The organism is Brachybacterium sp. Z12, from assembly GCF_014400405.1.
Taxonomy (GTDB): domain Bacteria; phylum Actinomycetota; class Actinomycetes; order Actinomycetales; family Dermabacteraceae; genus Brachybacterium.
In genome coordinates this window covers 1,835,379-1,857,017 of sequence record NZ_CP060496.1, presented here as the reverse complement: position 1 = coordinate 1,857,017, position 21,639 = coordinate 1,835,379, and the positions used below count along the sequence as shown (strand labels likewise).

The following is a 21,639-nucleotide window of genomic DNA, read 5'->3' as shown; positions in this document are numbered from 1 at the left end:
ATCTGCTTCAGCTCTGCGGTGTAGCGCTCTCGGTACTCGGGGAGTGGAGTAGGCCGTAAAGGAAGAAGAAGATGTCGTCCTTGGTGACCTCGGCGCCGTAGCGCTTGCTAATGAGCCGCTGGAACTCGTCGGTGATGTTGTCGACGCGGCGGTAGCCCTCGACTATGTCGTCGTTGAGGCCAAGGTCAAGTTCTCCGTCCGGGAGAGGGGCCCAACTGAAGCGGGCGAGAAACTGGCCGCTTGACGATCCCCATAACGCAAGGTCTGGGATTAAGCGCGACCCCAGAACAGAGAACTCTTTGTCAGAGCCGGCACCAGTCACATAGAACCCGAAATTAGGGTGGCGAGGGGTGGGAAAGTAACGTCGAGAGATAGCGGGCCTGTCAACAAGGCCAGCGCTGACGTTCAGGTGTTGAACGTAAAACGGGCGGTAAAGTGCGCCCGAGAGTGAGAGCACGGTGGGCGTCGCGGGATCAAAGGTGGCCCAGTCAATACGGGACTGCTCGAAATCCGCAAGCCCCAGGCGCCGCACTGGCACGGACTGCTCCCGGATCGTCTCCTCCGCCGTTGCACCCCAATGCGTCGTCGTGGACACCACCAGGCGCTCCGTGAAGCCCCCACGCCCCGAGGCAGCGAGGAACTTGTCCAGATCCGCCTTCGAGACCCTGTGAGACGGCGCGTAGAACTTGCATTGGATCGCCGTGAGCCCGCCATCGCGGCGCTCCGCCACCAGGTCGATCCCGGAGTCATGACCCCACTTATCCGGCCACTGATCCCACATCCACACCTTCGCGAACTGCTCCGACCACAGCGGATCGACCTGGAGGAAGGATGCCGTGAACCTCTCGAACTGCGTCCCTTGGTCCGACGTCGACGTGGCCCGGTTGTACAGGTCGTCCAGGAGCTTCATCGGGGAGGTAGCGGTGGGAGTCGACATGGACCCAGTATCGCTGAGATGAGTTCGTGCGTTGCACGAAAAGCGGGCAGGACGGGTTGCACGGTTCCGGGTCTCATCGCAGGCAAGTTTGGGTTCCTCGGCAGTGCCCAGGGATCGTCCGCGGGATTCATCGGTAGGTAAGCAAGACCACCGAAGGTGCACCCGGGCTGTGCCCAAGTACACGGTTTCGCTTGGGAGGAGCGAGTCGGCGAGGGCTGCTGACTCGGCAGGTCACAGTCCGCTGGCCGCGCGCCGCTGCACCCGGTCACGCGTGCAGACAATGCCTGACTGGAGCCTAGAGGAAGCGCTGAAAGATGCTTGTACTGCACATTTATTGCGCGCTATTGGAGCAGCTTCAAGGCGGTCGACCACGAGCCCTTCGTCGGAGCGTTCAAGATGATCACGAGCCGACATGGTCAGGGTCCAGTGAGCTTCGCAGATCAGGCCGCGTTTATCGCCGCCACCGACCGGGGAGCGACAGGATTCATTCGCGGGCCACGAACCCCTCGTCACCCCGCCGACAGTTAGACGCACGAGCGGAGGCTTCAGGGCCTCATGGCAGCGATGAAGTGCTGCAGGTCCGTGAAGAGGCGGTACCGTCCTTCCTCTGAGTCTCCAGTATCGACCCACACGACAGAGGCTGCGCGGGCTCCGTAGGGCCAGGTGTTGGTCACCGCGACGAGCTCATCGGAGGTGAGCACCTTCGCCGGGTCTACTTCGAGTGCCGCACGAATGCCGGAGGGGAGGTTCTGCCACCACGTGAGGACCTCGTGCATGTCTTCGAAGCGGTAGACACCTTCGCCGGGCACCCTCAGCGCCACCACGGCACGCGTCTGTCGACCATCAGACGAACGCGAGGCCGGCGACCAGAACACGACTCCCTTGGACGCCTCAACGGATCGCTGGGCGGCCTGTACGGCGTCATCAAGCGTCCTGTAGACGCCTTGCTCTTGATCCCCACCGTCGTGCATGAAGCGGATGTCTCCCATGCCAGGAATGTACATCGCTCAAAGTGCGGGCCGCCGAGGACCTCGCCCGGGCGTCGCCGCGCGATCTTGACGCTCACTTAAGAGGACTGGCCTGGTACGACCCTGCGGGTTCGGTGAGTTCGATGTACGTCATCTCTTGAGGCACTTCAGGGCCGAGGAGCCATACAGTCTTCTTCGCGGTAGGGCTGGCGGAGGTATCGAGGTATGCGTTGTAGACGTCGATCCCCTGGGAGTTCAGTGGCCCGTACTCGTCTTCTGAGATCTCCGTTCCGTCCGGCATGGAGTACCAGTACCCATCGTTCACGTCCTCGGGGCCGTCGTCACGCATCGTCGGGCCCCACTCATCGATGACGATGAAGGCAGACTCGTACTCGTACTCCTGGCCCTCGGAGTCCACAATGGTGATGCCGTTCGGTTGGGCGTCCTCGTAACCGTTCGAGTTGTCGATCTCGACCTTGATGTACCCGACGGGCTCCTGTCCGGTGGCTTCCCTGTACGCCTCGATGTCGTCCGGCCCTGAGGCAGGGATCGTCATGATGAACCCCGCGCCGGTCATGTTCATCGCAAGATACTCACCCTGCGCGTAGTACCCCTGTTCCTCAGCGTCGTCGACGTCGGGCCAAGCAGAGGACTCATCGCCGTCGGAAGGCACATCGGTCTGTTCGACGCTTGCGGTCTCCTCCGTACTTGAGTCGCTCTCAGGATCGGAGTTTCCGCACCCGGCGAGGACAAGAGCAGCTAGTGCGGGGAGAGCGAGGGAACGGAGCGTGCGGTTCATGGGATGCCTTTCTTGACACGGGGCTTCTAGTTGAAGATTCCCATACAGGCCAGACACTCCAGGGCCCAGTGGCCGAACCGTAATCCGGCTGTGCTGCAGTCATCAGGCGACCGGCGTGCGGACTGGCCACCGACATCTGTAGCCGTTCAGCACCAGGACCTCAGCCTCGCAGCCACACTCGCTCAAGGCCCCACAGCTCCTATGCACCGTCGTTCCGGATACCTGCCACCGGATGCCGGCGGGCAGAGGCAAGACCGCTATCCTGCCTTCGCCTGCAGAACGCCACACTCGCATGGCGGCTGCGGCCAGTGGGTCCAGCCAGTACGAGTACGGATCCGATCAGACGCGGGCACAACGTCGGACACGGCGCAGACAGTCGGTCTGAATGTCGTGTCAGGTGGTTGGAGCGGCCTCCGGTTGATCGGGCTTGTCGTCCCCCTGCGGGGATGGCAACTACCTCTGAGGTCTCTGAGTCACCGTTCTGCGCCTCAGCGACCTTTCTTCGGGAGGCTCGGAACAGCCCGACGTTCCAGTCGGTAAGGTGACCATCCATGCGGTCCAACGCTTCGTATGCCTCGAACACGTTGATGCCGATCATGGGGAATCTGTCGCCATAGTTCTTGGCAACTTCATCTAGGGCGTTCTGCATTTCATCGCGTTTGGGGCGAGAGTCGAACCGCGACATCGCCTCGTCCAAGATGTGCGTCGCCATGCCTCGTGTGACCGGGGGCCTGCGTGGGAGTGTCGCTGGGAATGATCGTCTTCGCGCTCGGGCAAGCGTACGTACAGCTCCCTCCAGATCACGGCGAACGGCGTGAAGTCTGGGGATCCAGCGATGGCCGTATAGTCGCCTTGCTCGACCCGCCACTGGAGCCGTCGACTCGATTTTTGCGGCCGCTTGGTGCGACCCGCGACCCCGACGTGCCCACGGAGGAACACCCGGTTCTTCGGTGCCTCCTTTAAGACGTCGGGGATCACGCTCCAGTAGTCGAGTAGGAACGTCACCCGGGCATACGGCTCAAGGCGGACGACCGTGTCCGTGACTGCTTGGTCAGGGCCGAAAGACCTCTCGGTGGCGAACAGCCTGGGCACTAGCGTGTAGTTCTTTTTCTGGTGTCCGGTAATAGGCAAGCCGGGCGAATAGACGGTGACCGGTATCTTGCCCGGATTCTCCACCACGAGTTGGGCGAGTTCCAAGGCGCGGCCGTGGGTTACGCCTTTGCCAGGGCTCTCCGCATTCAGCAACTGACGTCCAGACCGGTTGGTGGCCAGCATGTGCTCCGGCTCCCAGGCTGCGGCGTTGAGGTAAACCCGGACGCGGCCTCCGTCCAGAAAATGCTTCACTACCTGCCACCCGAGGGCAACGAGCGCGATGCCGAAGCTGAGTATCGACACGATCAGGGCCCATGTAGCGACGGGCATGCCGAAGAGTTCAGTGGGATTCATGCGCTACCTGGTCCGCTCTCGTTGGGAGGATGTGTCGGAGCCGAGTTACGGATCCGTGTACTGCTATTTAGAGAGATCAGGGCGCGACAGGCGTCGTCTGGTCGCTGCTCGCACGGCTGATGTAGCTCACAATTGTATTCGTCAATCCCACCGCGTTGAACGTACGGACGCGAGGCCGCCCCAGGCGATACGGGAGACCTCGTGCCGGGCACGGCACCGCGCCTGCTCACGACATCAGTGAAGCCTTACCCGACCAGGTGTACACGTCACCACCATTATGTGTACGCATGAGAGGCCCGTGAGCCTGCTCCGAGGGTCTTCCCGTGTCTAAGTTCTGGTGAGTCTCTCCATCGGCGAGCGGCGGCAAGAGCAGAACGGCCCCGAGCACTGCAGCGCAGAGCCAGCAGCACGGGGGCCGTTCATAGTGGAGAAGCGTCAGAGCCTTCTGCTCGCGAGCATTCTTCGTAGCATCGCGATCGCGCCCTCGAGGTACGCGACTTCAATGTCCGTTGCGGCTATGCCCGAGGCGGCATCGAGGAGATCTCGAAGTGCTGCGTCTCGCTGTTCGGCCACGTCCTGCCATCCGCGGAGCCAAGCGCATTCTGAGAGAACACGCAGACCGTGCCGGTCCTCAGGTCGTTCACCCATCACTGCGGCTCTTCCGCGTTCGCTTCCTTCGGCTCGAGGTCGGCGCGTCTTCCGCTGTACGTGCGCCTGCAGGACCGGACACCTCTCGATCGCGATGCCTTGATCTGCTTGGCCTTCGCACCCCACCCCTTACGGGGGTGGTGGGGTGCGTGGTTGAACGGTGCGTGGTTGCCGTGGTTGCTTCCGTGGTTGTGTGGCCTGCTGGAATACCGGGAGCATGGTCAGTAGAGAGGGCCGTGGTTGTTCTCGACTCGACCACGGCCGTGGTTGCTCGCGTGGTTGCTCCGTACCGCTTCTGCGGACGACCACCATGTGCCGCCGGCACCTCTCCGAGCAGCTCCGCGAGGCGCTCCGAGCAGAGCCGCTCGAGCTTCCGTCGAGCCCTCTCCTTCTGGTTAGCAGTCGGGTTCTTGGTGTCATTCATCAGACCGGCAAGCTCGGTCGCCGTGATCCCCGACGGGGACGACCGCAGCAGAGCCAGAGGATCCGACCCGTCGACAACGCGCGAGACTCCCGCCGTGTGATCATGCTCGATTTTCAGCGGTCCCACAGTCTCCATGACTGGCTTCAGGTTCCGCATCTCGACGAGCGCGTCGCCCGCTTCACCGATCAGCACGAGCACCGAACCGGCGCCGCTCGTGATCCAGGTCGACCCGTACACCTCCGCGAGACTGGACGGCGCTGAACCGTTCGCACCCCGCTTCACGAGGTGATGCAGCTCGAGCACATCGATGCCTGCGGCGATCGCCGTCTGTCGAGCTCGGTTCCACCCAGCTCCTACCTCGTCCTCGACGAGGCCGACCGCGGCGTCCTTGAGACTGTCGACGATGATGACGTCAGCGCCGGCCGCCTGCGCCATGTCGCGAAGCACTTCCGGGTGCTGGGCGAGATCTACGGGTGGTGGTCCCTCCCAGGTGTCCAGCTTCGCGGAGGCGGCTCGTTGCTCCTCAGGTCGAAACGGCCGAGCCAGTGCTCTCGCGATCTGCCTTGGGCGATCCATAGCGAGGTACAGAACTCGAGTGGCGGGCACTACGGGGAAGCCGAGCACCTCGTCCTGCAGGCCGAGCAGGGCACGTACGAGCTGGCCAGCTATCGTCGTCTTCCCGGTGCCCGGCGAGCCGGTCAGCAGAAGCGCCTCGCCTCGTGCCCAGAGGATGTCTGACCCTTCGCCCCAACGTGCCGGGACCTCCTGCGGTTGATGGAACAGCCAAGAACCTCCGTTCCGAAACTTGTACTGTTTGCATGTGCATTTGTTGAGCGAATTGTTGCAGCGGTCGCATTCTCGGGCGCTCATTCAGATACCGCCATGAAGAAGTAGCCGCTGGGGACGAGTCGGATATCCTTGAAGGGCGTCGCCACAACGCTCCTGGACCGCTCCGGAATCGACTCCGGGCCGGTCCCCGACTTTGTCTCGCTCAACGGTCCTCCCTCACCTTCGCGGTAGGGATCGGGCGGAGCAGTTCCTCGACCTCACGCAGATCGACGCGGATCGCACGTTTGCCGACCCGGTATCCGCTGAGGCGACCTTCGGCGATGAACTTGCGTACCCCGCCCTGGGTGAGGCCGAGATATTCAGCTGCGTACTGGATCGAGACGTACCTGCGGGTCTCGGTGGATGGGCGAATCTTCGTACTCATGTGTTGTGTCCTCCACGCGCACCATGGGGTGCACTAAAGAGGCCGCACCGAAGCTTGGCCTGGAAGACGGAGAGTGTTCGCCGACACCGGATCTACACCCGGCATGTTGCGCACAGTAGCACTCAGTACCGCGTGGTTGGCAACATCGCCAGGAGCTCCAGTGAGATCGTCACCTGACCGTCCTCTGCCCAGCCGTCGAGAGCCCGGTTCAGCACGCCCTCGTCGAGGGACGCCTGGATGCCACAGGGGCACTCGAAGTCGTACCGCCGTTGATCGATGCGGGTGATGTCATCGAGCTCCACTTCGCGTCCTGATCGGGTATCGATGTAGACGGTGATCAGACGTTCCTCGGAAAGGTCGTCGGCGCGGCCTGGCCCAAGCGACATGATCGAATGTCCTGCCGGCATCCGCTGGAGCTCGACGCGGTATACGTGTTGCGCAGCATCGATGATCCGCTCGCTTGACGGGTGCCGGCCCTGGGACCAATCCCCGGAACGATGCCGAGAACGTAGAGGCGGATCGGGCTTCCACCGGGTTCGAGCGCGCGTGAAAGTCTCAATCTCCTGGCGACCTGATCGTTCGTGATGAGGCCTGTGCCCATTGCAGAAAATGTGGATGCGGTCATTCATCGGGCGTCCCTTCAGCCCCTGGGGATGAAACGGAGAAGGCTCCGCCCAATGCATCGGCAATGCTCTTGTCGCGCTCCTTGGCTGCATGCTGGTACCGCATGGCAACGGTGGGGGACGTGTGCCCGAGGCGTGCCATCAGCTCGCGCGTCGTCGCCCCTGTCTCGGCTGCCAGCGTGGCGCCGGTGTGCCGGAGGTCGTGAGGCTTGAGATCTGCCAGTTCGGCGGCCTCAGCTGCGCGGGCGAACATGTGGAGGTACGCGCCGTAGGAGAGCGGCTGACCGCCGCCTCGTGGAGACGGGAACAAGTGGTCGGTCGGCGACGGTCCCGTGTGCGTCTTCAGATGCCCTAGGACGACCTCCTGGAGGGCTGACGGGTAGTGGACGGTCCTCACGCTGCTCGCGGTCTTGACGGGACCTACACGCGCAGAGCCGGCGTGCACAGCAGAAGCTGTCTCACGGATGTTGAGCGAGTGGCTCCGAGGGTCGACGTCGCGCCGGCGGAGTCCGAGCACCTCTCCCGGGCGAAGGGCGCAGAAGGCACCGAGGAGGATCGCCAGTCGGCGGCCCTCAGGAACTCTCTCGGAGAGCATGAAGACCTCGGCGGCCTGCAGAGCATGTCCTTCACGCTTCCGGGTGTACTGGCCGGCGCCTTTCATCCTCACCGGCGACTCGGTGACGATCCCGTCTTCCACGGCTGCACGAAACACCTGGGACAGGACCCTGTAGGCGTTGGCGCGAGCAGCCGGGGTATCCGAGGGGAACCCGCCAACCCACTTGCGCACCATCGCCGGGGTGACAGCGCTCATGGGAGTGGTGCCGAAGGTGGGCTTGATCCACTTATCGAGGTTCACCTGGTAGTGGTACCGCGTGCGGTCGCGCACCTGGAGCGCCTTGGCCCACTGGTCCGCGAATTCGCCGACGGTCGTGCGGTCGTCGCGGCCACGCCACGACCCGCTCTCGATGGCGGCTCGCTGCATCGCCAGCCACGCATCCGCGTCCATCTTGGCTGTGAACGTCTCCGGGGCGGTACGGCGCGTCCCCGCAGGGTCCAGGTAGCTCGCCTGGTACCTGCCGCTGGGAAGCCTCCGTACCGCCCCGAATGAGCGACGTCCGCGACGTCGAGTAGTTACCACCCTTTGACCTCCAAGTCATGCGACAACCGTGCGATAGCTCGGTCGTACTCCGTATGACTTGAGCCTACTGCACGCGTGCAACAGATGTAGTTTCATGGACTATGAAACTGCAGGTCAGGAGGCAAAAATGACGCCATATCCCTCAGATGTCGTAGTACAGCTCGAACTCGTGCGGGTGCGGGCGGTAGCGGAACGGATCGATCTCCGTGGTGCGCTTGAGCTCGATCCAGGTCGAGATCAGATCCTCGGGGAACACGTCGCCCTCGGTGAGGTAGTCGTGATCGGCCTCGAGGGCGTCCAGGGCCGCACCGAGCGACTCGGGCAGCTGCTTGATCTGCTTGTGCTCCTCCGGGGGCAGCTCGTAGAGGTCCTTGTCGATCGGCTCCGGGGCTCGATGCGGTTGCGGATGCCGTCGATGCCCGCCATCAGCTGCGCGGCGAAGGCCAGGTACGGGTTCGCCGAGGGGTCCGGTGCACGGAACTCGACGCGCTTGGCCTTGGCGGAAGCGCCGGTGACCGGGATGCGGATCGCGGCGGAACGGTTGCGGGCCGAGTAGACCATGTTCACCGGTGCCTCGAAGCCGGGCACCAGGCGCTTGAAGGAGTTCACCGTCGGGTTGGTGAAAGCCGTCAGCGAAGGGGAGTGCTCGATGATCCCGCCGATGTACCAGCGGGCGATGTCGGACAGACCCCCGTAGCCGCGCTCGTCGTAGAACAGCGGCTCGCCGTCCTTCCACAGGGACTGGTGGGTGTGCATGCCCGAGCCGTTGTCACCGAAGAGGGGCTTGGGCATGAACGTTGCGGTCTTGCCGGCGTCCCACACGGTGTTCTTCACGACGTACTTGAACTTCATGACGTCGTCAGCGGCCTGCTGCAGCGTGTTGAAGCGGTAGTTGATCTCCTGCTGGCCCGCGGTGCCGACCTCGTGGTGGGCACGCTCGACCTGGAGGCCGGTCTCCTCGAGGACGGCACAGATCTCGTCACGCAGGTCGGCCATCTGATCGTTCGGGGGACGGGGAAGTAGCCGCCCTTGAGGCGGGTCTTGTAGCCCTGGTTGCCGCCGTACTCGGACTCGTCGCGGTCGGTGTTCCAGACGGCCTCGTCGGAGTCGATCTGGTAGAAGCCGGAGTTCACTCCGGTCTTGAAGCGCACATCGTCGAAGATGTAGAACTCGGCCTCGGCCGCGAACAGCGCGGTGTCGGCGATGCCGGTCGTCTTCAGGTACTCCTCCGCCTTGGAGGCGACCGTGCGGGGGTCACGGGAGTAGGGCTCATCCGTGAACGGATCCACGATCGAGAAGTTGATGATGAGGGTCTTGCGGTCGCGGAACGGATCCAGGTACGCGGTCTCCAGATCGGGCACGAGCTTCATGTCCGACTCGTGGATCGCCTGGAATCCGCGGATCGAGGAGCCGTCGAAGAGCTGGCCGACCTCGATGGCCTCCTCGTCGAAGGTGCTCGCCGGGATGTTGAAGTGCTGCATGACGCCGAGAAGGTCGCAGAAGCGGATGTCGACGAACTCGACACCCTCCTCCTCGATGTACTTCACGACCTCGCTGGGATTGTTGAACACATGTCCTCCATCCGCGCTCTCCGGCGCGTGTTGTGCTGTCTGACCCCGATGTGCGTCACCAGGCGAGCTCCGACGGTCGCGGCGGACCCGAGCTCGGGTGACCCCAATCCTAATGCGGTGCCGCCCGGCACAACGGGCCGTTCCGTTCCCAGACCGACGGACTATGGTCATGCTCGTGATCGAACGCAAGGACCTCGGCTCGTGGATGGACGGCGCTCCCCATGAGGAGGGCTACATCAAAGGCTCCTCCGTCGGCCTGCCCGCCGAGGGGCCCGGATCCGTCGCGCCGTTCTGGCGCCGGCCCCTGTCCCTGGTGATCGACTGGGCGCTGTGCATGCTCATCTCCGCCCTCGTGTTCCACGGTGATCCGCTCGCGAACCTGCTGCTCTTCGTCGCGGTGAACGTGCTGTTCCTGACGCTTTTCGGGGCCACACCGGGACAGTTCGCCCTGAGGCTGAGGGTGATGCCCGTACGCGGGCGGACCCCGATGATCGGGCGGGCTGTGGTGCGGACCGGACTGATCCTGCTGCTGCTGCCGGCCGTGATCTGGAACCGCGACGCGCAGCCCCTGCACGACGTTGCCGCGGGCACCGCGGTCGTGACCGTCTGAGCGTCTCGTCGCACCCTTCGCGGCGGTGCCGGCGTTGTCCCGCTCCGGGACGGCTCCTGCCGCTGACCTGCAGTTCTGATTTTGGTGACGATACGATCACGACCGGTCCGGATGCCTGTTGCACGGACCCACCGTCCCACTCCCGGGACCAAGAAGACCCCTCCTGAACGGGCAGGAGGGGTCTTCGCGAAGGGGTGCTGGGCTCAGCGGCCGCGCATCGCCTTGCGGTTGGGTCGCGCGCGCATCGGGTCCACGCCCTTGGGGATGGACTGGCGGAGCGAGCGGTGCAGCGCGTTCAGCCGCTTGGTGACCTGAGCGGCTTCGTCCTTGGTCAGCTGCTTCTTCATCCGCTGCATGTGGGTGGGGAGCTTGTGCAGCGGGATCTCGCCCTCGCCATCGCCCACCACGAGCTGATGCACCGGGACGTTGTCGTGCTGGAGCACGCGGCGGATGCTGCGACGCTCCTTCTCGAGCATCTTCATCGAGACGGAGGACGAGTCCTCTGCCACCACCGCGATGCCGGCCCGGCCCGAGGCACGGAACAGCATCTTCTGGCTGCGGGGATCGATCTGCACGGGCTCATCGTCCACGTGCCACCCGCGGCGGATGGACTGCATCGCAGCGAGCGCCGCGCCCGGCTGCCCCTTGATGCGGCCGAACGCAGCGCGCTCCGCCTTGCGGGCCAGGATCATCATCGCGATCAGCACGCCGATCGCGAGCCCCATGAAGATGCCGTACCAGGGGCTGGAGAAGATCAGCGTCGTCAGCAGCACGCCGACGGCCGTGGAGACGGCCAGCGCCACCAGCATCAGCGGCAGCGTCGAACGGTCGATCTCCTGGGTGTACTTGAACACCTCGATGATCTGCTTGATCCGCCCCGGCTTCTTCGTGCCGTCGGCGTTCTTCTTGCCCTTCTCGGGCTTGGTCTCGGACTTGCGAGCCATGTGCGATGGGTCCTCTCGGGGCCGGGCGGGCGTCAGCTCGCGGCGGCCTGCTGGGTGCGGGCTACGACGCTCGCAGCTTCCTGACGGGCGGGCTGGTTCGAATCGAGATGCAGGAGGTTCTCCGGGATCTCACGGCCGAGCTTCCGCATCGCCTGCGCCCAGAGCTTCCCGGCGCGGTAGGACGAGCGGACCATCGGCCCGGCCATCACCGCGAGGAAGCCCATCTCCTCCGCGGTCTGGGACAGTTCGACGAACTGCTGGGGCTTGACCCAGCGGTCGATCGGGTGATGCAGCTTCGAGGGCCGCATGTACTGGGTGATCGTGAGGATGTCGCAGCCCGAGTCGTGCAGGCGCTGCATCGAGTCGATGATCTCCTGATCGGTCTCACCCATGCCCAGGATGAGGTTCGACTTCGTGATCATCCCGGCATCCTTGCCCATCGTGATCACGTCCAGCGAACGCTCGTAACGGAACGCGGGTCGGATCTGCTTGAAGATCCGCGGGACGGTCTCGAGGTTGTGCGCGAACACCTCTGGCTTCGCCTCGAAGACCTTCTCCAGGTGCTGGCCGTTGCCCTTGATGTCATCGATCAGGAGCTCGACGCCGGTCCCGGGGTTCATCGCGTGGATCTGCTCGCAGGTGCGCGCGAACAGCCCGGCGGCGCCGTCCTCGAGGTCATCGCGGGCCACCCCGGTGATCGTCGAGTAGCGCAGGCCCATCTCCTTGACGGACTGCGCGACCTTGAAGGGCTCCATCGGGTCGACGGCCATCGGCTTGCCCGTGGCGATGTTGCAGAAGTCGCAGCGCCGGGTGCAAGTGTCGCCGCCGATCAGGAAGGTCGCCTCGCGATCCTCCCAGCATTCGAAGATGTTCGGGCAGCCTGCTTCCTCGCAGACGGTGTGGAGCCCCTGGCTGTGCACACGCTTCTTCATCGCGGTGTACTCCGGGCCCATCACGGCGCGCGTCTTGATCCATTCCGGTTTGCGCTCGATCGGGACTTCGGCATTGCGTGCCTCGATGCGCAGCAAGCGCCGGCCTTCGGGGGCGTTTGTCACCCTGATGCCTCCTCATCTCGACGTTCCATGGAGTCTATCGACCCGGCCTGGTCGAGGGGGTTCAGCTCACGCGGGCCGAGGTGCGGTGCGCCACCAGCTCGGACATCGCGTCGGCCGCGATGTCGATGACGTCCGCGACCGCGATGCGGTGCCCGGCCTCCCTGCTGAGGCTGGTGACCCCCGCATCATCGATCCCGCAGGGGATCACGTTCTCGGCCCAGGAGAGGCCGTTCGCGCAGTTCAGCGCGAACCCGTGCATCGTAGCGCGCTTCGAGACCCGCATGCCGATCGCACACACCTTGCGTGGCTCCTCGCCCTCGGGCGCGACCCAGACCCCGCTGCGGCCCTCGACGGGGACGGTGGCCACTCCCACGGCGGTGCACACCTCGATCAGGGTGCGCTCGAGGTCGCGCACGAACCCCACCACGTCGATCGGGATCGGGAGCTTCACCAGCGGGTAGCCGACCAGCTGCTGCGGGCCGTGCCAGGTGAGCTTCCCGCCCCGGTCGATGTCGACCACCTCGGCGCCATCCCGGGGCGCTCATGGTCCTCGGTGAGCTTGCCCGCGGTGTACACCGGCTGATGCTCGAGCAGCAGCAGCGTATCGGGGCGCTCTCCGGCGACCACCTCCGCGTGGAGCTTGCGCTGCAGCGCCCATGCGGCGCGGTACTCGACGGGCCCCGGGGGAGGTCGAACTCCTCATGCCGGTCTCCACCGGGGAGGGTCTCGCTGAAACCGAGGCGAATCACATCGAGCATCGGTCCAGGTTACTCCGCTCCTCACCTGTGCGTTGTGGATGAATCGCGGAGCGGTCCCGAGGGTGCTGTTGACTGCGGTCATGGAGGAGATCGATGAGGAGCGCTTCCGACGCGGGCCCCGGCCGCTCGGGATGGGGCTGGGATCCCAGAAGCAGCCCGTGGCGGAAGGGGAGGGGCCGCGGAGTTCCCTGGCGTCAGGCCCGGACCGTGAGGAGGTCCTGCTCGGCTCTACGGGTGGGCGCCCGCGGGTGCAGGTGAGGGGTAGGACCCCTGCCGGTCGCAGCGCGATCCACGAGGAGCTGCAGCTGCTTGCAGCGCTCGAGGTGGCCGGCGTCGGGGCGGCACCGGCGGTCCTGGAGATCCAGGACGACGGCTACACACGGGAGTCAGCGCCGCAGCTGCAGCGCCGCACGGGCAGGCGCGCTGCCGACGACGGCGTGCCGCCCACCGCTGAGCGTCTCGCACTCACCCGTGCCCGAGATGATCTCGATGAGCTGATCGACGATCTCCACCGACGCGGCTGGGTGCTCGGTGCTCCGACGGCGCACGGGCTCGGGGTGCGCTCCGACGGCAGCATCGTGGTGCTCGAGCTGGGCGGGCTGCGGCGGCACGAGGGTTTTGCGGAACGACAGGCGGATCGTCGCTGGGTGGATTCAGTGCTCCAGGACCAGGAGCGGACCCTGCGCCGCAGGGTGAATCGAACAGGCTCCTCGTGGGATCTGCCGGATCAGGCCCTCAGCACGACCCCTTCCGCGGTCCCCGTGGCAGCGCAGGACGACGCTCCGACTACCGTGCGCAGCACGAACGGCCCTGCAGCCCCGCTCCCTGTGGCAGCCCCGCTCCCTGGGCCGCGGAAGAATCTTCGACGCAGGCAGAGCGGCCCAGCCCAGGAGCTCCTTCCAACATCTCTCTCCCGACGGTCGCTGAACGCGATCCGGGACGTGCTGAGCCAGCCCCCGCTGCGGCGGATCGCCGCGATGAGCGCCCTGGTGGCTCTCCTCCTCGGAGGCACCACCGTGCTCGGTGCCTGGTGGGTCAGCGGGCGCCACACGGAGACCCCGGAGCAGCGAGTCGCAGAGCCTGTCGCCGCCACCACGGAGAGCGCCGTGGTGCCGGGGATCGAGGATCCCTGGGAGCTCGTGGCGGAGCTGGCCGGGGCGCGGCACGCTTACGTGACCGGTACATCCGAGGAGCCGGTGGCCTCACCGGGCAGCGCCGCCCGCACCGAGGATGAGGCGACACGCCAGGCCTACCGCGACTACGAGGTGCGCGGTGGCGGACCGGTGATCCACGAGGCCGAATTACTCGAGGGCCCCGGCGCGGAGGGCACGGCAGTGCTGCGCGTCGTGACCTCGACGGCGGAGCACGAGCTGGAGGACGCGCAGGGCCGGAGCACCACGGTCCCTGCGACGGAGCCGATCGAGGTCCGCCTCTCCCTGCGCTGGGACGGCGCGCGCTGGCTGATCGAGGCCGCGGAGGAACAGCACGGGAGCGCCGGTGGCGCATCGGACTGACCGCGGTACGGCACGTCGCCGACTCGGCCCCGGACAGCGGAGGGCCCCGGCACCATCGTGATGGTGCCGGGGCCCTCCGGCCTCGTTCAGGAGGTCACCGGATCACAGACCCAGCTCGGCCTCGAACGCGCCCTCTTCGAGCCGCTTCTTCATGGAGGTGAGGAAGCGGGCGGCGTCGCCGCCGTCGACCATGCGGTGGTCGTAGGAGAGGAACAGGTACATCATCGAGCGGATCGCGATGGTGTCGTCGCCCTCGGCGTTCTGGATCACCGCGGGACGCTTGGTGATCGTGCCCGTGCCCAGGATGCCCACCTGCGGGGCCGGGACGATCGGGGTGTCCCAGAGGGCCCCGCCCGAACCGGTGTTGGTGATCGTGAACGTGGCACCGGCCAGATCGTCCGGGACGAGCTTGCTGCTCTTGGCCCGACCGCCGAGGTCACCGATCTGGCGCGCGAGGCCCGCCAGGTTCAGGTCGCCAGCGTTCTTGATGACCGGGACCACCAGGCCACGCTCGGTGTCCGCCGCCATGCCGATGTTCTCGGAACCGTGGTAGACGATCTTGTCGCCGTCGATGGTGGAGTTCAGCTGCGGGTAGGTCTTCAGACCCTCGATGGCCGCCATCATCAGGAACGGCAGGTAGGTGAGCTTCGCACCCTCGCGGGCGGCGAAGTCGTCCTTCGCACGTGCACGCAGCTTCGCGATCCGGGTGAGGTCGACCTCGACCGCGGTGGTCAGCTGCGCCATCCCGTGCAGGGACTCCATCATCCGCTGGCCGATGACCTTGCGGATGCGCGGCATCTTCTCCTCGGTGCCGCGCAGCGAGGAGACCTCGACCTTGGGCGCGGACGGTGCCGCGGCAGGAGCCGCAGCGGCCTCCGGAGCAGCCTCCTGGGACTTCTGCGCGTCGATCGCCTGCTGGACGTCCTGCTTACGGATGCGACCGCCCAGACCGGAGCCCTTGACGTTCGACAGGTCGACGCCGGCCTCAGCCGCCATCTTCCGCACCAGGGGGTGACGTAGCCGGAAGCCTCGGCGCCGGTGACTGAATCGGCAGCCTTGGGCGCGGGGGCCGCGGCCGGAGCCTCGGACTTCTTCTCGGGAGCCTTGGGGGCCTCGGGCTTCTTCTCCTCCGCCTTGGGCTTCTCAGCCTCGGGCTTCTCCTCCGGAGCGGATTCCTGCTCCGGTGCCTTTTCGGCTTCCGGAGCCGGTGCGGAGGGCTCCTCGGCGGGAGCGGAGGCCGCATCGGCCGAACCGACCACGGCGAGCACCGCGCCGACCTCGGCGTCCTCGTCCTCCTGGACCTTGATCTCGAGCAGGGTGCCCGCGACGGGGAGGGGATCTCGGTGTCGACCTTGTCGGTCGAGACCTCGAGCAGCGGCTCGTCGACCTCGACGGTCTCACCGACCTCCTTGAGCCAGCGGGTGACGGTGCCCTCGGTGACGGACTCGCCGAGCGCGGGCATCGTCACCTCCTCGCCAGAGGCGGCACCACCGGACGCGCCGGAATCGGCGTCGTCCGAGGCGTCAGCGGGCTTCTCGGACTCGCCGGAGGGAGCTTCCTCGTCGGTGGAGGGCGCGACGGTCTCGTCGGAGGCGAGGTCCTCGCCCTCGGCGGGAGCCTCCTCCTCGGATGCGGACCCAGCCTCAGCTTCAGCCGCAGCACCGGAGTCGTCGGAGCCGGAGTCCTCGGAGCCGGATCCGTCGCCGATGACGACGAGATCGGCGCCGACCTCGGCGTCGTCGTCCTCGTCGACCAGGATCTTCTCGATCGTCCCCGCGACGGGGAGGGGATCTCGGTGTCGACCTTGTCGGTCGAGACCTCGAGCAGCGGCTCGTCGACCTCGACGGTGTCGCCGACGGACTTCAGCCAGCGGGTGACGGTGCCCTCGGTGACGGACTCACCGAGAGCCGGCATCTTCACGGTTTCAGACATGGGGTTTCTCCTCCTGGGAAGGCTCAGGCGTGGGCGTGCAGCGGCTTGCCGGCGAGCGCGAGCGCGGCCTCGCCCAGGGCTTCATGCTGCGACGGGTGGCCGTGGATGAGGGAGGCGACATCCTCGGGGTAGGCCTCCCAGTTGACGATGAGCAGTGCCTCGCCCATCAGCTCGGACGTGCGCGAGCCGATCATGTGGACACCGATGATGGGGCCGTCCTTCTCGCGCACCAGCTTGATGAAGCCGGTGGTGCCGAGGATCTGGGACTTGCCGTTGCCGCCGAGGTTGTACTCGTAGACCTCGACCGCGTCCTCGCCCAGCTGCTCCTTGGCCTGCTTCTCGGACAGTCCCACTGAGCCGAGCTCGGGCTCGCAGTAGGTGATGCGCTCGATGCCGGACTCGACGATCGGGGCGGGGTTCTGGCCGGCGATCCGCTCGGCGACGTAGATGCCCTGGGCGAAGCCGCGGTGAGCGAGCTGCAGGCCGGGGACGATGTCGCCGACGGCGTACACGCCGGGCACGTTGGTCTCCAGGGTCTCCTTGTCCGCGAGCACGAAGCCGCGATCCATCTCGATGCCCTGCTCCTCGTAGCCCATGCCCGAGGTATTCGGGCCACGGCCGACGGCGACCAGCAGGTAGTCGCCCTCGAAGACCTTGCCGTCGGCGAGGGTGACCTTCACGCCGTTCTCGTCCTGATCGGCCTTCTCGGTGAAGACACCGAGCGAGAACTTGATGCCGCGCTTCTTGAACGCGCGCTCGAGGGCCTTGGACAGGGCCTCGTCCTCGTTCGCGACCAGGTGGGGAGCCCCCCTCGACGATGGTCACGGACTCCGCGCCCAGCGACTTCCACACCGAGGCGAACTCGACGCCGATGACGCCGCCGCCGAGGATGATCGGGTTCTTGGGGATCTCCGGCAGCTGCAGTGCGGCCTCGGAGTCCAGGAAGCGCCCGCCGAGATCGATGCCCGGGAGGGTCTTCGAGAAGGAACCGGAGGCGAGGATGATGTTCTTGCCGGTCAGGGTGCGTGCACCGGACTCGGTCTCCACCGTGATGGTGTTCGGGCCGGTCAGCTTGCCGAAGCCCTCGACGTACTCGACCTTGCGGGACTTCACCAGGCCCTGCAGGCCCTTGTGGAGCCGCCCGACGATCTTGTCCTTGAACCCCAGCACCTTCTCGGCATCGATGCTGTTGAGGGTGAGGTCTACGCCTGCTGCGGCGGCCTGGGACGGTGCGTCGGCGAGCTCTGCTACATGAAGCAGCGCCTTGGTCGGGACACAGCCGCGGTGCAGGCAGGTGCCACCGAGCAGGTCCTTCTCCACGAGGGCGATCTTCTGGCCGAGCTGGGCTCCGCGCAGCGCGGCTGCATAGCCGCCGCTGCCACCTCCCAGGATCACGACGTCGAACTGGTCAGTGGTTGTCTCAGCCACCTGTGTGCTCCTCGGTGTGTACGTGTACTCCGCGACCCGCTCGGACCTGGATGGCCGACGGCGCCGCCTGCGTGTCCCATGCTAGGGCACCAGGCGGCGCCGGGCCGACTGCTTCGCGCGATCCCTCAGCGCGGAGTTGCGGTGAGCGTCACGCCGCAGGGCGAGAGGCGACGTCCGCGAGGAGCTGGAGGACGGTGCGGGTGCTCATCCCGGTGGCGCCCTTGCCCATGTAGCCCAGCGGCGATGAGGCGTAGCCCGGACCCGCGATGTCCAGGTGCGCCCACTCCGTGTCGCCCACGAACTCGGCCAGGAAGATCCCGGCCGGAGAGCGCACCGCCGCCCGGTCGGTCGCCGATGTTGCGCAGATCGGCGACGCGGCCGTTGAGGTCGGCGCGCAGCTCGCTGGGGAACGGCAGCGGCCAGAACGGCTCGCCGGTGCTCTCGGCGGCGGCCATCACCAGATCGCGGCCCTCCTGGGTGCCCATCACGCCGGCTGTGCGCTTGCCGAGGGCCACCACGGCCGCACCGGTCAGCGTGGCGACGTCGACCACCAGATCGGGGTTCTCGGCGACGGCGTCGACCATTGCATCGCCCATCACCATCCGGCCCTCCGCGTCGGTGTTGAGGACCTCGACGGTCTTCCCGTTGCGCATCGTGACCACGTCGCCGGGGCGCTGGGCTCCGCCGCCGGGCATGTTCTCCGCCAGGGCGAGGTAGGTCGTGACCTTCACTTCGAGGCCGAGGCGGGCGGCGCCGATCGCGGCGGCGAGCACGGTGGCGGCACCGGTCATATCGGAGGTCATGTCGTCCATGCCGGCGGCGGGCTTGAGCGAGATGCCGCCGGTGTCGAAGGTGATTCCCTTGCCGACCAGGGCGACAGAGCTTGTGGCGGAGGCGGGGGTGTACTCGAGGCGCACCAGGCGGGGCGGACGGGTCGAGCCCTGGCCCACGCCGACGATGCCGCCGTAGCCGCCCTCTGCGAGCTGCTTCTCGTCCAGGACGGTGACGGTGATGGGGAGGTCGCCCACGAGCTCCTCCGCACGGCGGGCGAACTCAGCGGGGTAGAGCAGGTTCGGGGGAGTGTTGACGAGGTCGCGCACGATGGTGACGACCTCGGCGAGCACGCCGGAGCGGTCGACTGCGGTCTGGGCCGCTTCGGCGTCCCCGTCGGCGACGAGGGTGATCGCGCCGAGCGCACCCTTCGGGGCCGAGGCACCGGTTCCGGTCTTGAAGCCGGTGAAGGCGTAGGCGCCGAGTGAGGCACCCTCGAGCGCTGCGGCGCGCTGCTCCGTCGTGCCGGTGGGCAGTGCGATCGCGGCGTTCGCGATCCGCTCAGCGAGCGGGTGGCGGCACCGAAGGCCAGCCGGAGGTCCTCATCGGAGACTGCGGAGAGAGCCTCGTCACCGAGGCCGACCAGCAGCAGGGAGCCCGCTGAGGCGAGTCCGTAGGAGGGGATCCGGTGGAGGTCACCGCGACCGGCGGAGGCGTCGAGACCTGCGATGGCCTCGGAGATCTCTGGTGCGCCGGGCACGGTGGAGGGGTTCCGTCGGCTCCGGGGAGCAGAGGGAGGACGAGGACGTCGGCGGCGACGTCGCGCAGGGATGCATCGGTGATGGTGATGGTGGGCATGCCTCTATCGTAGGGGCGGGTCGGACACGGTGTCGCGGACCTGTGGACGAAGGCGGAGGTCTCATGACGGTGCTGAGCATCGTGGTCGCGGCGATGTGCGGGATGGTCGCCTTGTTGGGCCTCTACTACACCGCGCGCGACCTGAGCGCCGATCTCGTGCTCCTGGGCGCCGGCGTCCTGCTGGCCCTCGCCTGGGCGGTGCTGGGAGCGGCGCTGGGGCTGCGGGATCTCGGCGGCTCGACCCCGCCCGAGCGGGTCACTCTCTACGGCTACCTGCTCACCGCGGTGCTGATGGCCGTGGGCGGCGGCTGGGTCGGGCTGTTCGAGCGCAGCCGCTGGGGGAGCCTGGTCATCGCCGTGTGCGCGATCGTCTCCGCCGTGCTGCTGATGAGGCTCCACCAGGTCTGGCCGGGAGGCTTCGCATGAGCGCCCCCGCTCCGCACCGCAGGCCGGTGAGCGCAGCGGCCGTGGCTTCGAGATCGTCCTGATCGCGGTCTACGGCATCTTCGCGCTCTCCGCGACGGCGCGCAGCCTGGTCCAGGTGACGCGCGACTTCTCCTTCGCGCCGGTGGCGTACAGCCTGTCCCTGCTGGCGGCGGTGACCTACATCGCGGTGACCATCGCCCTCATCCGCCGCGGTCGACGCTCGACGCTCGCACGCACGCTCTGCATCGCGGAGCTGGCCGGTGTGGTGATCGTGGGGACCCTGTCGCTGCTGCTGCCCGCGCTCTTCCCCGATGGCACGGTCTGGGGTGTGTACGGGCAGGATTACGGCTTCGTGCCGCTGCTGCTGCCCGTGATCGCGCTGGTCTACATCGCACGCGCCGGCCGAACGGGACGTTCGGGCTGAGAACAGGCCTCGCGACCGCGTACGGTATCCCTCGTGACCTCTGACGACACCACTCGACGCGGGCCCTATGCCGTCCTGTTCCGCCACGTCCTGAGTCGGCTCGACCCGGAGCAGGCGCATCGGCTGACCATGCGGGCCCTGGCGGGCGCACACGGCCTGCCCGGCGGGCCGCGCCTGTTGCGCGCCCTGTTCAGCACTCCGGACCCGATGCGGGAGAGCGGGGGCGCCCGTCGCGTCCTCGGCGCCGCGCGTCGCAGCCCCCTGGGCCTCGCCGCTGGCTTCGACAAGGACGGCGAGGTGCCGCTGGCCCTGCTCGACCTCGGCTTCGGTCACGTCGAGGTGGGCACCGTGACCGCGAAGGCCCAGCCGGGCAACCCCCGGCCGCGCTCCTTCCGCCTGGTCGAGGACCGCGCGCTGATCAACCGCATGGGGTTCAACAACCACGGAGCGCAGGCCCTCGCGCGCCGCCTGGCCAAGGCCCGCCGCACCGAGAGCGGCCAGCGCGCCCTGATCGGCGTGAACATCGGCAAGTCCAAGATCACTGCCCTCGAGGACGCCGCCGAGGACTACCGCTTCTCCGCCCGTCTGCTCGCGCCCTATGCGAGCTACCTGGCTGTCAACGTCTCCAGCCCGAACACCCCCGGGCTGCGGGACCTTCAGAGCGTGGAGATGCTCCGCCCGATCCTCGAGGCCGTGGTCGAGGAGGCCGACGCCGCTCGGGTCCGTCTGCGCCGTGAGGTGCCCGTGCTGGTGAAGATCGCCCCCGACCTCCATGACGAGGACGTGCGCGCGGTGGCCCAGCTGGCGATCGAGGTGGGGCTGGCCGGTGTGATCGCCACCAACACCACGATCGCCCGGCCCGACACGCTCGCCGCCCGGCCCGCCCAGATTGCGCAGATCGGTGCCGGAGGCCTCTCCGGGCCGATGCTCGCCGAGCGCTCGATGCAGGTGCTGCGGCTGCTGCGCTCTCACCTGCCGGCAGATTCCGTGATCATCAGCTGCGGGGGAGTGACCACCGCCCAGGACGTCCGGGACCGTCTCGAGGCCGGCGCTGATCTGGTCCAGGGCTACACCGCGATGATCTACGAGGGCCCCTCCTGGCCGGGACGGCTGGCCCGTGAACTCGATGAGCTCGATGCCCGATGAACTCGG

General features: G+C 66.8%; 15 protein-coding genes and 5 pseudogenes. 5 read left to right on the top strand and 15 right to left on the bottom strand.

Annotated features, from left to right (window positions below; genetic code table 11):
• Positions 1-7 precede the first annotated feature (7 nt).
• The 9 genes and pseudogenes from H3H54_RS09805 to glnA form a co-directional block, all read right to left on the bottom strand.
• A complete protein-coding gene (locus tag H3H54_RS09805) occupies positions 8-910 on the bottom strand; it encodes a type ISP restriction/modification enzyme (protein ID WP_262423752.1) in 903 nt (300 codons plus the stop codon).
• 572 nt (positions 911-1,482) lie between these two features.
• Positions 1,483-1,926 carry a hypothetical protein gene (locus tag H3H54_RS09800; RefSeq protein WP_262423751.1) on the bottom strand — a complete coding sequence of 148 codons (444 nt, stop codon included), beginning with the start codon at positions 1,924-1,926 and terminating at the stop codon, positions 1,483-1,485.
• Between the two features lie 73 nt (positions 1,927-1,999).
• Entirely contained in the window at positions 2,000-2,704 is a 705-nt protein-coding gene (locus H3H54_RS09795) for a hypothetical protein (protein ID WP_262423750.1), read from the bottom strand.
• Between the two features lie 633 nt (positions 2,705-3,337).
• Complete coding sequence (locus tag H3H54_RS09790) at positions 3,338-4,150, bottom strand: hypothetical protein (RefSeq protein ID WP_262423749.1); 813 nt, start codon at positions 4,148-4,150, stop codon at positions 3,338-3,340.
• A gap of 640 nt (positions 4,151-4,790) precedes the next feature.
• Positions 4,791-6,092 (bottom strand): AAA family ATPase, encoded by a 1,302-nt coding sequence (locus H3H54_RS09785; protein WP_262423748.1) that lies wholly within the window; start codon positions 6,090-6,092, stop codon positions 4,791-4,793.
• A gap of 121 nt (positions 6,093-6,213) precedes the next feature.
• Positions 6,214-6,435 (bottom strand): helix-turn-helix domain-containing protein, encoded by a 222-nt coding sequence (locus tag H3H54_RS09780; protein ID WP_262423747.1) that lies wholly within the window; start codon positions 6,433-6,435, stop codon positions 6,214-6,216.
• 122 nt (positions 6,436-6,557) lie between these two features.
• Positions 6,558-6,821: a hypothetical protein gene (locus tag H3H54_RS09775; RefSeq protein WP_262423746.1), complete on the bottom strand. Its 264-nt coding sequence runs from the start codon at positions 6,819-6,821 to the stop codon at positions 6,558-6,560.
• 235 nt (positions 6,822-7,056) lie between these two features.
• Positions 7,057-8,064, bottom strand: coding sequence for a site-specific integrase (locus H3H54_RS09770; protein WP_262423745.1), 1,008 nt, complete (start codon positions 8,062-8,064; stop codon positions 7,057-7,059).
• A 274-nt stretch (positions 8,065-8,338) separates the two neighbouring features.
• Positions 8,339-9,677: pseudogene (gene glnA / locus H3H54_RS09765) on the bottom strand (type I glutamate--ammonia ligase).
• 259 nt (positions 9,678-9,936) lie between these two features.
• Between glnA and H3H54_RS09760 the strand changes: the two are divergent.
• Complete coding sequence (locus tag H3H54_RS09760; RefSeq protein ID WP_262423744.1) at positions 9,937-10,377, top strand: RDD family protein; 441 nt, start codon at positions 9,937-9,939, stop codon at positions 10,375-10,377.
• A 203-nt stretch (positions 10,378-10,580) separates the two neighbouring features.
• Here H3H54_RS09760 and H3H54_RS09755 read toward each other — a convergent pair whose 3' ends face one another.
• The 3 genes and pseudogenes from H3H54_RS09755 to lipB form a co-directional block, all read right to left on the bottom strand.
• Positions 10,581-11,321, bottom strand: a complete 741-nt coding sequence (locus H3H54_RS09755) for a DUF4191 domain-containing protein (protein WP_262423743.1) — start codon at positions 11,319-11,321, stop codon at positions 10,581-10,583.
• Between the two features lie 32 nt (positions 11,322-11,353).
• Positions 11,354-12,376, bottom strand: coding sequence for a lipoyl synthase (gene lipA / locus H3H54_RS09750; RefSeq protein ID WP_262423742.1), 1,023 nt, complete (start codon positions 12,374-12,376; stop codon positions 11,354-11,356).
• Between the two features lie 61 nt (positions 12,377-12,437).
• Positions 12,438-13,134 (bottom strand): annotated as a pseudogene (lipB, locus tag H3H54_RS09745) (lipoyl(octanoyl) transferase LipB).
• Between the two features lie 80 nt (positions 13,135-13,214).
• Here lipB and H3H54_RS09740 point away from each other — a divergent pair.
• Positions 13,215-14,648, top strand: a complete 1,434-nt coding sequence (locus tag H3H54_RS09740; protein ID WP_262423741.1) for a hypothetical protein — start codon at positions 13,215-13,217, stop codon at positions 14,646-14,648.
• A 102-nt stretch (positions 14,649-14,750) separates the two neighbouring features.
• On the opposite strand, the pseudogene sucB reads toward H3H54_RS09740, so the two are convergent.
• From sucB to H3H54_RS19595, 3 pseudogenes are all read right to left on the bottom strand, one after another.
• Positions 14,751-16,580 (bottom strand): annotated as a pseudogene (gene sucB / locus H3H54_RS09735) (2-oxoglutarate dehydrogenase, E2 component, dihydrolipoamide succinyltransferase).
• Between the two features lie 23 nt (positions 16,581-16,603).
• A pseudogene (gene lpdA / locus H3H54_RS09730) lies at positions 16,604-18,008 on the bottom strand (dihydrolipoyl dehydrogenase).
• A 148-nt stretch (positions 18,009-18,156) separates the two neighbouring features.
• A pseudogene (locus tag H3H54_RS19595) lies at positions 18,157-19,637 on the bottom strand (leucyl aminopeptidase).
• A gap of 63 nt (positions 19,638-19,700) precedes the next feature.
• Between H3H54_RS19595 and H3H54_RS09710 the strand changes: the two are divergent.
• From H3H54_RS09710 to H3H54_RS09700, 3 genes are all read left to right on the top strand, one after another.
• Positions 19,701-20,063: a hypothetical protein gene (locus H3H54_RS09710; RefSeq protein WP_262423740.1), complete on the top strand. Its 363-nt coding sequence runs from the start codon at positions 19,701-19,703 to the stop codon at positions 20,061-20,063.
• Positions 20,064-20,178: 115 nt separating this feature from the next.
• Positions 20,179-20,487, top strand: coding sequence for a hypothetical protein (locus H3H54_RS09705; RefSeq protein ID WP_316249002.1), 309 nt, complete (start codon positions 20,179-20,181; stop codon positions 20,485-20,487).
• A gap of 33 nt (positions 20,488-20,520) precedes the next feature.
• Positions 20,521-21,633 carry a quinone-dependent dihydroorotate dehydrogenase gene (locus H3H54_RS09700; protein WP_262423739.1) on the top strand — a complete coding sequence of 371 codons (1,113 nt, stop codon included), beginning with the start codon at positions 20,521-20,523 and terminating at the stop codon, positions 21,631-21,633.
• The last annotated feature ends 6 nt before the right edge of the window (positions 21,634-21,639 follow it).

Coding starts and splice junctions, on each gene's coding strand:
- H3H54_RS09710 (WP_262423740.1), top strand. CDS start 19,701: ATGACGGTGCTGAGCATCGTGGTCGCGGCGATGTGCGGGATGGTCGCC.
- H3H54_RS09760 (WP_262423744.1), top strand. CDS start 9,937: ATGCTCGTGATCGAACGCAAGGACCTCGGCTCGTGGATGGACGGCGCT.
- H3H54_RS09785 (WP_262423748.1), bottom strand. CDS start 6,092: ATGAGCGCCCGAGAATGCGACCGCTGCAACAATTCGCTCAACAAATGC.
- H3H54_RS09795 (WP_262423750.1), bottom strand. CDS start 2,704: ATGAACCGCACGCTCCGTTCCCTCGCTCTCCCCGCACTAGCTGCTCTT.
- H3H54_RS09800 (WP_262423751.1), bottom strand. CDS start 1,926: ATGGGAGACATCCGCTTCATGCACGACGGTGGGGATCAAGAGCAAGGC.
- H3H54_RS09755 (WP_262423743.1), bottom strand. CDS start 11,321: ATGGCTCGCAAGTCCGAGACCAAGCCCGAGAAGGGCAAGAAGAACGCC.
- H3H54_RS09770 (WP_262423745.1), bottom strand. CDS start 8,064: ATGGACGCGGATGCGTGGCTGGCGATGCAGCGAGCCGCCATCGAGAGC.
- H3H54_RS09775 (WP_262423746.1), bottom strand. CDS start 6,821: ATGTCGCTTGGGCCAGGCCGCGCCGACGACCTTTCCGAGGAACGTCTG.
- H3H54_RS09780 (WP_262423747.1), bottom strand. CDS start 6,435: ATGAGTACGAAGATTCGCCCATCCACCGAGACCCGCAGGTACGTCTCG.
- H3H54_RS09790 (WP_262423749.1), bottom strand. CDS start 4,150: ATGAATCCCACTGAACTCTTCGGCATGCCCGTCGCTACATGGGCCCTG.
- H3H54_RS09740 (WP_262423741.1), top strand. CDS start 13,215: ATGGAGGAGATCGATGAGGAGCGCTTCCGACGCGGGCCCCGGCCGCTC.
- H3H54_RS09805 (WP_262423752.1), bottom strand. CDS start 910: ATGAAGCTCCTGGACGACCTGTACAACCGGGCCACGTCGACGTCGGAC.